Source organism: Bacteroides sp. 2201st1_D9_2201SCRN_220225 (assembly GCF_040928965.1).
In the GTDB taxonomy this organism is placed as follows: Bacteria; Bacteroidota; Bacteroidia; order Bacteroidales; family Bacteroidaceae; genus Bacteroides; species Bacteroides stercoris.
This window is the reverse complement of sequence record NZ_JBCODG010000101.1, coordinates 1-11,508: the sequence shown is the minus strand read 5'-3', so window position 1 is coordinate 11,508 and position 11,508 is coordinate 1. Positions and strand designations below refer to the sequence as shown.

The window sequence follows — 11,508 nt, the reverse complement described above, 5'->3', positions numbered from 1 at the left end:
GGACGGGGTATCGATATTCAGAATACCGCCTATACGAAAGACAATGCCAGGCTGACAAACCTGATTACCTGGCGCGACAGTGCCGCCGCGCTGCTCGCCACCGTCGGCTTCGACACCGCTGACAGTTTCCGTTTTGCGCTGAGGAACGCTCTGGGCGACATCGTGCTTGCCCCTTTGGGAGCGGTGGATGTGCTCGGTACGCTTAAAATCAACGGAAAATCCGTGTCCGACACCTATGTGACCGTCAGGGCCTTTACGGAGGCGATGGGAAAGAAAGTGGATGTGGTAGAAGGCAAACAGCTCTCTACCGAAGACTTCACGACCGAATACAGGAAGAAACTGGCGGCTATCACTACCGGAGAACTGACGGAGGGCGGCGAAGGTTATGTCACATCGGGAACCGTCGCGGCGGCTTTGAAAATGAAACTCTCCGCCGACGGGAACCTTTCCGATGTCATGGACAAGGCTGCCGCCCGGAAGAATATCGATGTCTATTCCAAAGCGGAAGCCGGGGAGGTATTTCTGGAAATCTCCGAAGGATTGAAGGAGCTGGTGCGCCTGACGGCGGACGAGATCAGCGGGCTGACGGCAGAGGAAGCCGCCGAACTGAAAGCAAAGCGGCAGGCGGCCGTCAGGGATACCCTCGATGCCGAAAAGAAAGGTACCGGGGAGCTGAAACTGGCCAAGACCTCGAACCTGTCCGACCTTCCGGACAAGGGCAAGGCACGCAAGAACCTCGAAGTCTATTCCACGGCCGAGATAGACCGGATGATGGACGGCAAGCTCGGGACTGACTCCGCTTACGAGGGCATTGTCTTCACACCCGAACTCAGGGACAAACTGCTGGAAATCAAGACCGGTTCGTTCGCCTACATAGATGAAGGCGGCATTTCGCACGCGCAGGTCGAGGGATACGTGATGACCTCGCAGGTTGTCAGGGAACTCAAGAAAAAGGCGGAGCGGCTGATGGGCGGCTACAACGCTTCCGAAAAGGATACCATCGCCACCAACCTGAACCTGTATACCAAGGCCGGGGCGGACGCCCGCTTCGCCGCGCTTGAAAACCTGTTCCAGGATTACATCGACTTTTTGACCGGGCAAGGAAAATCCCCCATGGAAGCCCGGCAGCTCCTGCGGAACAAGTTGGACGTGCTGTCCAAAGACGAAATCGTCAAGGACTACCTGCGCAAGGACGGCAAACTTTCCGACCTGTCCTTGCCGACAGCGGAGGCGAAACGGCAGGCCTGCCGCGCTATCGGAGCCGCCTATGCGGAAGAATACCAGCCCCTGCTGGCGGATACGGGATGGATGCACATGGAGAACAGCGGCTCGGGAACAGATACCCAGGGGCTGTTTATCCGCCAGATCGGGAATATCGTGTCCATACAGGGGTATATCAATACCGCACGCAGGGACGGCAGCAACTGGGGCGGCATCGTTGCCGTCATCCCGAACAAGATACAGCCCCCGAGATACAGCGTGCGCTGCAGCGCCGCTGACTGGAACGATGACCACAAGTACAACCGGGGCTCCTCGTTCACCATCTACGGCGGTTCGCGCAGGATACAGCTTTACGAGCGCGGTATGTACAATGTCAATGTAGAACTCAACTTCACCTATTTTGTATAGTCATGAAACATAAACTCAATGTAAACGGCGATATTGAAAGCCGCCGGAGGATTGCGGAGCGCAGGAACGTTCCCGTCCGTGAAACCGTACAGCAAACCATTCAACCGCAACATCATGAAACAGAAGAAAATCAGGCGGCAGCCGCAGAAGAAACCGTCTCCCCGGCAGCAGAAGCCCCGAAAGCGAGAAGACGGAAGACCGCAGGGGACGCTTAAGCGCTTTCCTTTCGACGAGACACGGATAGGCTTCATGCTCCGGTATGAGATGCCGGTAGTCTATCATCTGCTCCGCAGGTTATGCGCCACGCAGCAGCCCTTCGAGCCGGACTGGCAGGTCATACGGTCGGTGGCGGAGGCATCGAAAGACCCTTCCTGCGGCAAGGCGAAGTTCCGCCGCTACCTGGACGAGTACCGCCGGGACGGGGTCTATTGCCGGCGCGGGAAACGGCTCACGCCGGAGCGCAAAGCCTACTATGAAGGCATATGCCGCCGCAAGAGAGAAGAGTATATCCGCCGGAACCGCAGGAGGCTGCTTGCCGAAGCGCGGAACGCGCCGGGCGGCGACAGACTGCTCGGAGAGATTAAAAGCATTCTTAAAATGAAACGGTAATGCGCTGAAGGACAATGCCGGTGAGAAACATTCATGTACATGTATGGCTGTTCCGGGTAATTTGCCTAATTTTGTATTCCACGGTCGCTGCAAGACCTTTCCATATTGTCAAATGAGTATCCTCTTTCGGGATACGGTCAGCGAGACATCCTCTCCCAATTTTATCAGTTGAACGCGGACGGTGCAACCGAACCCGTCCGTCCTGTTACCAGTTTCTTTGCGATGCGGGTATACCGTGTCGCATTCTTCGGGCATTTTTAAATCCATAAAACAAAGCGTTTATGCAAGAAGAAGAAAAGAACAACGGCATGGAAGGCATGTCTGTCGAGGAAATGTTCCTCGGCGTTCAGGAATCTTATCAGGAGGCACAGTTGCGTGCCCAGGAGGAGAACAGGGCGTTCGCCCGTACGGAGTTCTTCCGCATGGACAAGTTCGGGACTTACCGTCTCCGTATCCTGCCCATCGCTCCCAATCCGGACGGCTCGCCGACACGTCCGGGCTATGAGTATCCCGTCCACCAGCTGCTTCTGGAGCTGGAGAAACCCGCTACGGGGAACAAGCCCCAGAAGATGTATGTCACTGTCACCCGCGCTACCGATGCCGGATATAGCGTTGATCCCATCGAGACTTACCGCCGCATGGCCGTTGAAGCCGCAAAAGAGGACGGGGACGACAAACTGGCGGAAAAGATTGCCGGGGGCTCGTTCGGAGGCGGTCTGAAATACAGTTACGGCCACTGTCTCTATGTATTCGACCTGGGTGAACGAGCCAAAGGCGTGCAGATGATGACCCTTTCCCATGCCCAGTTCAAGGATCTGGATGAGAGGAAGTTCAAGCTGTGGAGCAAGAAACTGGCCAAGAATCCGTCTTACCCGTGCCCGATTTCCTCGGTGTATGACGCCTATCCGGTGGAGATTGAAAAGCGCAAGAACGGAGCCAAGACCGAGTATGTCATTTCCATTGACAACGAATCGGAACCGGTACCGTTGACCAAGGAGGAGCTGACCGCCCTGATGGGTGCGCCGCGTATCCCGGAAATCATCTACCGCTACACCCGTTATCATCTGGGAGCCACCGTCGAGTTCCTCAAACAGTGCGACGGTATCTACGGCATGTCGCTCATGGAGACGGATGAAATGAAGACGGTCATCGACACGCTGGACGGTGAACTGCCCAAGGAGGATATATCCGCGTTCTCGTTCGACCGCCGTACGAAAGATAACAGAGAAAACGGGCGTGAAGGCGGAGGCATCTCGCTGGACGACCTTTTCGAACGTTATGACGAGCTTCAGCGGCAGGAACTCGGTGAGAAGACCGAGGAAGGCCAGGAGCTGCGTGCGATGATCCGCGGCTACATCGAGCAGGAAGGGCTCTCCGTGCGTGTCACACGCTCCACGAGCAACCGGGAACTACTCGACCTGATCGAAAGCGAGATGGAGGGTCCGAAGCCCAGTGACGAACCGGAGGATGTCCCCGGGGAGGAAGAAGAGCAGCCGGAGGAAACGGAAGAGCGTGCCGGGCGTCCCCGCCACCGCAGATAAGCCTTTCACAAGTTCTTGAATTCTAATCCGACGGGAGGCATCCGGGCCTCCCGTCCTAATCACAATCACTTAGTATGAAAGAGAACAAACCCTGCCTTTTGTTATTGAATGACATCCACATCTCGAAAGACAACATCCCTGCATTCCAGGCCAACTGGCAGGAGGCCATGGGAATTTGCAGGGAACGGGATATCCGGGAAGTGGTTGTCGGAGGAGACCTGTTCTTTTCCCGTGCCGCCCAGACACTCGATGTCCTGCTGGCCGTCAGGGATATGCTTGTATCCGCCGCGGACCATGACATTCATGTCACGCTGGCGGAAGGGAACCACGACAAGGTGAACCAGGAATCCCTGCGCGGATATTGTCATGTCTTCGACCGGCATCCGAATGTGACTGTCGTGGATGAGTACCTGACCCTGTGCCGCCCGGAATGGAAGTTCGCGCTCCATGTAATGAGCTATTTTCCGGAAGACGGCTCTTTTGCCGAAAGGCTCGGACGATTGGCTGCGGAAGCGCTTTCCGGAGAACCGGAGCACTTCCTCTACATCCATGAGGGTATCAACGGGGCATTGGCACAGCCTTCGGAAAAGGAACTGCCTGCCAGGATATTCTCTCCTTTCGACAAGGTCTTTGTCGGCCATTACCACAACCGTACCGTCATTCCGGGGACGGGAATCGAATATATCGGTTCCTCGCGCCAGCATAACTTCGGGGAGGACGAGGAGAAAGGATACACGGTGCTGTATACGGACGGCACGTACGAGTTTGTCAAGAACCGCGTGAACATGCGGTACCGTGTCATGGATATGCCGGCGGAACGTGCCGGGTTGCACCTGATGGACGAGCTGCGTGAAATGGAGGCCGATGGTCGCTACAAGGTCAAGGTGCGTGTCCATGCACCTGCCGCCGCGATGAAATCGGTGGACAAAGCCGCCTTGCTGGAAGCCGGAGCGGCGAAGGTAGAACTGGTTGCCGATGACGAGCAGCTGCCGGAGGCGGTATCCTCTTCGCTCTTCGAGAAATTCGACAGCCGCCGCATCCGGGAAACCTACGAGGACTTCTGCCGGGAGAAACAGATCGAGGATGTGTCGATGGGATTGGAGTATTTATCTAGAATAGAAAACAGATCATGTGGAAATTAAAGACGATAGAAGCCGAAAATCTCTGCGCCTTCCGTTCGCTGTCCTACATGCTGCGGCAAGGCGTGACGACATTGATTTTCGGCGATAACCGGGACAATGAGTCCCAGCAGTCGAACGGGGCCGGCAAGTCTGCCCTGTTGGAATGCATTGCCGTGGGTATCACGGGCAGCCCGCTTAGAAAGATACGCTCGGAGGAGATTATCAACGATGCAGCGGAAGAATGCCGTATCGCTTTGCGTTTCATCAACGATTCCGCCGCCGAGGAACTGCTCGTCAACCGCCGTATCCCGCGCAAGGGGGCTTCCTCTGTCAGCTGTACGCTTTACCGTGGCGGCAAGCAGGTGGTAACCGATGAAGCGGTACAGCCTTCGGTGGATGCCTATAACCGGTATATTCTTGACAAACTGGGTATCACACGCGACGAGCTGCTCAACAATTTCATCCTTTCCAAATACCGGTATGAGGATTTCCTCTCGTCATCGGACAAGGAGAAGAAAGAGGTCATCAACCGCTTTTCCAACGGTATCCTGGTGGATGAAGCCATCGCCAAAGTGGAGGAAGACATCGTGCCGCTCTCTGAAAAGAAACGGCAGGTGGAACTGGAACTGGCCGGGTTGGACGGGCGTATCGGGATGTTACAGGAGCAGATACGCAAGGAGGAGGAAGCCGGAGCCGAGCGGGGGCGTACCCGTGTGGAACGTATCATGGGACTGGAAACGGCCATAGCGGCCAAGAGGGAGCAGATCCGTACCGGGCACGAGAACGTGGACAGGCTTGAGGAACAGCTTGCCGGAGTGCAGCGGGCGGACGAGGCTTTGCAGGAACTGGAAGCCGGAGATACCGCATTGGAAGCATGTCTGGAAAAGATAGCGGAAATGATGTCCCTCTTTCCCGATGCCCGGCAGACGGACTGGGACAAGGTCATTGCCGAAAAGAAAGGACGGTTACAGACCGCCACAGAGCGGCTGAAGGATTGCGATGCCGTCTTGAAGCAGGCGGAACAGGAACTGAAAAACAGGACTGACGGCTGGGAACAGTTCAAGAAGGAGTATGCCGCATTCTGTGAGGCATACAGGGATCAGTCCGATACGACTGCGGAGAGACTGCGGGAAATCGACATCCGTCTGCGCGACCTGTCCGGCAGCATCGAGGAACTGCGTCATAAACGGCGTATCGTTTCTGCCGGTATTGACGGCCTCTCGAACAAACTGGCCGGCTCCATCACCTGTCCTTTCTGCGGGCATGAGTTTCTGGTGGCAGAACCACAGTTCGACATCGAGGCCGGCATGAAGGAACTGAAGCTCCGTCAACGGCAGCTCACGGAAATCAACGGCCGTATCGATGAGAAGCAGGAGGAGACGGATGCCGTGGAGTTGCAGCAGAACCGGCTGAACCATGAGCGCCGGATATTGGAAGGCAGACGCACCGGATGGGAGGAGCAGCTGGCCGGGCACGAACGGGCCATCAGGAATGCCACCCGCCACGTGGAAGAGGTGGAAAGCGGGCATAAACGCATCGCTTCCGAAATTACCGCCCTGCAAAGTGAAATCGAAGGTGTCCGCCGCAAGGTATTCGACGAGGTGTTCGGATTCATAGACGAGCGCAATGCCGCACTGAACCGCGGCATACGGGCAGGCAAGGAAGATATACAGGCTGCGGCCTGCGCCATCGACACTTTGCAGGCCACGATCCGGGAGCTGGATGAGGCGGCTTCACCCGACCTCATACAATCGCTCAAGGACACTCTCCGTGAAACGCGCGGGAAGTCCAACGAGGCGGCAGGGCGCAAGACGGCCGTCGATGCCCAGGTCCGTGCCCTGGAGATACAGCGGGAACGGTTCGTGCAGTTCAAGACCTATCTGGCCAACACGAAAATCGAGGCGCTCAGCCGTATCACCAACGAGTTCCTGCAAGACATCGGCAGCGACATCCGTATCCGCTTCGACGGGTATACCGTCCTCAAGAGTGGTAAGGTAAGGGAGAAAATCTCCATCTCACTGCTGCGCGACGGCATGGACTGCGGCTCGTTCGGCAAGTTTTCGGCAGGCGAAGCCGCCCGTGTGAATTTGGCAACCATCCTTGCCATGCAGAAACTCGTGAACAGCAACTGCGACGGGGACAAGGGACTGGATCTGCTCGTGCTGGACGAGATACTCGAGGCGGTCGATGAAGCGGGGCTGGCCTCCATGTTCGAGGCGCTGAACTCGCTCGGCGGTACCGTGCTGGTAGTCTCGCACGGGAATGTGGCTGAAGGGTATCCGCATAAACTGGTAATCGTGAAAGAGAATGGCGAATCGAGACTCGGAGAATAGCGTACTGACCCGGGAGCAGGTACTGGCGCTGGACATCGCCACGCATACCGGATACTTCTCCCTGCATGAGGCCGGGACATGGAACTTCACCGAAAGCAAACGGCGCAACGGCAACAAGATGCACGGCGCTTTCAGGACTACGCTGCTCTCGCTACTCCGTCGTTACGGCATCCGCCGCGTCGTGGCCGAGGATGTGAGCGTGAACCGCCATTTCTACGACATGCGGCGGCTCTCGGAACTCAGGGGTATCCTGCTCGAAGTGTGCGATGAACTGGATATCCCGGAACCGGAGTTCGTCAACCCGGCTGTCCTCAAGAAATGGGCGACGGGAGACGGACACGCCACCAAGACGCAGATGGTCGTGGCCTGCAAGGACAGATACGGTATTGTCCCGGTGGATGACAATGCGGCGGATGCCTGCCACCTCTTCTACTATTACATCCGCAGGCACAGGCTGTGACAAGCCGACAACGGTTTGGATTTTTTCCGGGCGGCGGTAATGCTGCCGCCCGTTTTTTCAATTGACGCTCACGGTAGCTGACAGATTAGGACATGAGATTCATTATCAACCTTTTCAGTCAGTGGAAACGTGGAAAAGAAAGATGTGTTTATTGCGGTTCTCCAGCCTGAAGACGAATCCGCGAGACAGAGGGCGGAACTTCTCAGAAAATATGTGATGCCGCACAAGAATCTGATATACAGCATTTGTATCAAATATACCTATAACCAGGAGGACATCGAGGACAACTACCTCGAGGCGTTGGCCAACTTCTTCAAGTATATGGACAGTTATGACCCGGCCCGTCCGGTAAAGACCTGGATCTATGCCGTGACCAAACGGCTTGTGGCGGACCTGAACAACCGCAACAGGAACCGCATGCCCCCGGACGACAATATCGACATTTCGGAAATATCCTCTTCGCTGTCGGATGAGGACGAACCGTCGGGAAACAGCATGGGGATGGACAACTACCGCGAGTTCTATAACGATGACATCCTCTGGGCACTGGACCGGCTCAAACCGATTTACCGGGAAGCCCTGCTCTTGCAGCAGGCTGGTTACAAACTCGGGGAAATCATGGAAATCACCTATAACAACGGTACTTTGCAGACCAGGAACGTAGAAACGGTAAAAAGCCGCATCTTCCTAGCCAAGACGCAGCTGCGCAAACTATTGACACGCGATGGAGAGAAAAGAATGGATTGACGGATGCCGGAGGCTCTTTACACGGCTGGTCCGCACCACGGTGTGGGCGGATTTTGTGTTCCCTACCGGCGGCAAGTCGGACAGGCAACTCGGGATGTGTTTCGACGGCTTGTGCCGGGAGGTCGTCTCCGTCAGTGCGGAACGCCTGTCCGACTTCTGTATCTGCCAGACATATGCCATTTCCGGATATGATACCGCGTATCGCAGGAAATGGAACGTCTCCCATTCATTCGGAAAGAAAGCCATCGGCCGCTATCTCCGCTCGGGAAAGGAACGCCGCTACCGGGAGGACCGGTGGCTGAAGAGTTTCGGGCTGTCACGGCATGATTTGGCGCGGGCAGTGGAAGACCGCCGCAGCCATCCGTTCGGGCGTTTTATTTATCCGGAATACGAGGAGACGACCAAGCGGCGACTGCTCTCCACCGAAGCGGGATATCTCGTCTGTGCGCTCTCCACGCTGATGTGGACGCCTTTCTCCCCGTCATGCTCAAAATGTGCGAAAGCGGAGCCATGCCGCAGAAGGACACAGGCGCGCTATCCGGAACTGTACCGTATCCGCTGTGAGGCGTGGCGGAAAAAGGAGGCGAAGCCATGAGTGCCGTCAATCCGCTCAGTGCCGAGTTCCTGTATGAACTCTATGCCACGGCGCTCAGACAGGAACCGTTGTGTGCTGTCCTAGCCCGGCATATGCGTAAGGAATACCTGCCGGACCGTTCGTTCCAGCAGGTACAGGAGGCGATAGCCGTACACTTCAAGACATACAAGACACCGCCGTCGTATGCCGTGCTGGCACAGACCTTCCATGAGGATTACGACGCCATCGAGCTGATAGACACTTTCCGGGAGTATGACGAGGGACAGAGTGCCGAGGTGATGACCGACATGCTGGAGTCCTACATCAAGGGGGTCCGGTTGCAGTCGGTCTATGCGGAGGTCGGAAAACTGTATAACGAGAACAAACAGGACAAGGCGGAGAAGACTCTTCGGGAATATGCCGAGTGGCTGGCAGGGTTCACGCTGAAGAGTTCCTCGTTCGTCGATGTGGCCGCGACTTTCAAGGAGCGTTTCGAGAGGAACCGCCGGCGCGAGGAGGAAGAGGAACGCTCGGCCGCCCCTCGTGTGTCCCGCTTCTACATCCCGTATCTGGATGCGCTCAATGCCGGACGTAACCTGCGAGGTCAGCTGACCTGTTTCCTGGCCAGCACAGGCGTGGGAAAGTCGCACATCGCCAAATGGATCGGTGTCAGGGCGGACATCGATGACGGGCTGCATGTGCTGCATTTCCAGCTGGAAGGTTCGGAAGAAGAGGCGTTGAACGCCTATTCCGGCGGACTGATTTCCAGGAACGCCTACTATTACGAGCGGGGAAAGATTTCGGATACGGAGATGAGACATCTGGAAAAACTGGTCGCCTCGTATGCCGGAAGCATCACGGTGCGCAGTTACCCGCGTTTCAATGCCCAGGTCTCGACACTCGACATCAAGAACGGCATTTCGGAATACAGGAAGCTCAAAGGATATAATCCGGACATCGTGATTGTGGATTCGATGGACTTGCTGACGGATGCCAACCGCCGTTCATGGGGAGCCGACCATGAACGGGCGAAGCGTATCGCGGTGGCTAATGACCTGAAGGACCTGGCGGCGGACGAAAAGGTATGGATGGTGGTGACTTACCAGTCTACCATCGAAGACCGGGAGTGGCTGAATGACGAGCGGAACGTGCTGACCGAGTACAACTGTTCGGAGGCCAAAGGTCTGGCCCGCCCGTGCACGCACCTTGTTTCGCTCAACCAGTCATCGGCAGAAAGAAAGGAGAACGTTATGCGCCTGCACGTGGCCAAAAGCCGGTTCTTCAAGAAAGGAGACACTATCAGGATTGCCACCGACTACGACAATGAGGTGTTCTATGACGGGCAGAGGACACTGAATCTGAACAGGGAATAAAAAGCCATCGATCCGGATGCGGCGTGTCGGTGGCTTTTTGACTTGTAACGACTGGAATGTTGAGAATATATGGCAGCTTACATGCGTAAAACCAATTCCGGACAGATACGATTTTTATTGTATGCCCTTTGTATTCCGCCATATCGTCCGTTCCCCATGTTATCAACAGCAGGTTTTCACATTTCAATTCCTCTGCCGCCTCCAAGGCTTTCAGTTTCCGCTCACGGGTCTTGGCGTTCGAGATATCATACGACCTTTGTTCGAGGAAAGTTCGAATGACCTCGCAAATACAAATCCGTTATTTGTAGTAATTGGAAAACGATACTTTTCATTCAGTATGTTTATTGTACTGCACAAAAAATACGCTTTTTTTATGTAGAGAGTGATCATTTTAGAAAAGTACATCTCTACACCTGATAATCAGCCAATGCTGATTATCAATCTCCTTATTTATATATTGTTTTATCGATTAGACAAAAGCAGTCATTTTTTGTCCAGCCGGGAAGACAATTTCTCTTTTCCTTTGGGTGGAAAGACCTTCCATGATTCTGCCGGTCTATTTTTATTGGGCTAATCCGGATTCTTTTTCCAAACATTTCAAACCAACCTGTAGCGGTCACGACTATACCTTAATATGGAACTGTCGGTACAGGAATATCAATATCTGGTTTCGGAGATAACCCGCGAGACGGGTGCCAAACGGGACGGGAGCGGTAAGAACCTTATCGTTCCGCGCTGCCCGTTCTGCGGAAAGTCGGGCGGTAAGTTCGGTATCTACATCGGCAAGGCGACTGCCCACCGCCGGCCTTTCATGGCCCACTGCTTCTCCTGCGGGGCATCCACCCGTACATTGGAGCAACTTCTGGCGGCTATCGGTCGCATGGACCTGATGGTTTTGCAGACAGCTGACATTGCCGCACCGTTGAACCTGCACCTGCTGGAGAAGGACGAGGCGGAAGAAATAGACGACGAACTGGTGCCGGTCGAATTGCCGGACTTTTACAAGCGCACTTTCCGGCATCCGTATTTGCAGCGGCGCGGCTTCTGTTTCGACGATTACGAGTATTTCCCGGTCGGGATAACCGGCAGGCTCAATCCGCGCTACGCGGACTATGTCGTCT

General features: G+C 55.5%; 9 protein-coding genes and 2 pseudogenes. 10 read left to right on the top strand and 1 reads right to left on the bottom strand.

Annotated features, from left to right (window positions below):
* Both AB5903_RS20630 and AB5903_RS20625 read left to right on the top strand, forming a co-directional pair.
* Window positions 1-1,629: pseudogene (locus AB5903_RS20630) on the top strand (hypothetical protein); the annotation flags it as partial.
* 114 nt (window positions 1,630-1,743) lie between these two features.
* Window positions 1,744-2,238, top strand: a complete 495-nt coding sequence (locus AB5903_RS20625) for a hypothetical protein (protein WP_017140885.1) — start codon at window positions 1,744-1,746, stop codon at window positions 2,236-2,238.
* A gap of 108 nt (window positions 2,239-2,346) precedes the next feature.
* Here the strand turns inward: AB5903_RS20625 and AB5903_RS20620 are convergent, their stop codons facing one another.
* Window positions 2,347-2,505: a hypothetical protein gene (locus AB5903_RS20620; protein ID WP_008672739.1), complete on the bottom strand. Its 159-nt coding sequence runs from the start codon at window positions 2,503-2,505 to the stop codon at window positions 2,347-2,349.
* 14 nt (window positions 2,506-2,519) lie between these two features.
* Between AB5903_RS20620 and AB5903_RS20615 the strand changes: the two genes are divergently transcribed.
* The 8 genes and pseudogenes from AB5903_RS20615 to AB5903_RS20580 form a co-directional block, all read left to right on the top strand.
* Window positions 2,520-3,779, top strand: a complete 1,260-nt coding sequence (locus AB5903_RS20615; protein WP_004293566.1) for a hypothetical protein — start codon at window positions 2,520-2,522, stop codon at window positions 3,777-3,779.
* Window positions 3,780-3,853: 74 nt separating this feature from the next.
* A complete protein-coding gene (locus tag AB5903_RS20610; protein ID WP_004293565.1) occupies window positions 3,854-4,921 on the top strand; it encodes a phosphoesterase in 1,068 nt (355 codons plus the stop codon).
* Window positions 4,909-7,233 carry an SMC family ATPase gene (locus AB5903_RS20605; protein ID WP_368118203.1) on the top strand — a complete coding sequence of 775 codons (2,325 nt, stop codon included), beginning with the start codon at window positions 4,909-4,911 and terminating at the stop codon, window positions 7,231-7,233. Before AB5903_RS20610 ends, AB5903_RS20605 begins: the two co-directional genes overlap by 13 nt.
* Complete coding sequence (locus tag AB5903_RS20600; RefSeq protein ID WP_368118202.1) at window positions 7,208-7,693, top strand: crossover junction endodeoxyribonuclease RuvC; 486 nt, start codon at window positions 7,208-7,210, stop codon at window positions 7,691-7,693. Before AB5903_RS20605 ends, AB5903_RS20600 begins: the two co-directional genes overlap by 26 nt.
* Before the next feature lie 129 nt (window positions 7,694-7,822).
* Complete coding sequence (locus AB5903_RS20595) at window positions 7,823-8,440, top strand: RNA polymerase sigma factor (protein WP_008672743.1); 618 nt, start codon at window positions 7,823-7,825, stop codon at window positions 8,438-8,440.
* A complete protein-coding gene (locus tag AB5903_RS20590; RefSeq protein WP_008672745.1) occupies window positions 8,418-9,035 on the top strand; it encodes a hypothetical protein in 618 nt (205 codons plus the stop codon). Before AB5903_RS20595 ends, AB5903_RS20590 begins: the two co-directional genes overlap by 23 nt.
* The gene (locus AB5903_RS20585; protein WP_004293560.1) at window positions 9,032-10,387 is read left to right on the top strand and encodes a DnaB-like helicase C-terminal domain-containing protein; all 1,356 of its coding nucleotides are present in this window, start codon (window positions 9,032-9,034) and stop codon (window positions 10,385-10,387) included. The genes AB5903_RS20590 and AB5903_RS20585 overlap by 4 nt, the downstream gene beginning before the upstream one ends.
* 634 nt (window positions 10,388-11,021) lie before the next feature.
* Window positions 11,022-11,508 (top strand): annotated as a pseudogene (locus tag AB5903_RS20580) (hypothetical protein); the annotation flags it as partial.